Source organism: Stenotrophomonas sp. GbtcB23 (genome assembly GCF_019091045.1).
Classification (GTDB): Bacteria; Pseudomonadota; Gammaproteobacteria; order Xanthomonadales; family Xanthomonadaceae; genus Stenotrophomonas; species Stenotrophomonas rhizophila_A.
On the sequence record NZ_JAGXKC010000337.1, the window covers coordinates 1 to 290 of the forward strand.

The window sequence follows — 290 nt, forward strand, 5'->3', positions numbered from 1 at the left end:
GTCGCCTGCTCGAAAACCATGGCCCGCTGCGCAGGCTCATGGACATGGATGCCATCAGGCTGAGGTAGCTGCCTGCTCTCGGCCCCGCGCGTGCCTGCAAGCTGGTCGCCGCCTTGGAGTTGGCCAGCCGCCATCTGCTGGCCGACCTGCAGCGCGGCGACAGCATCTGCGATCCCGGCTCGGCCGGGCGCTACTTCAAGCTGCGGTTGCGAGCGCGACCCCAGGAGGTGTTCGCCGTGCTGTTCATGGACACGCGCAACCGCACCTTGGCGTATGAAGAGCTGTTCACC

1 pseudogene is annotated in these 290 nt (G+C 66.9%); it reads left to right on the forward strand.

Features of this window, described 5'->3' with window-relative positions:
• Positions 1–290: pseudogene (locus KVS69_RS19340) on the forward strand (JAB domain-containing protein); the annotation flags it as partial.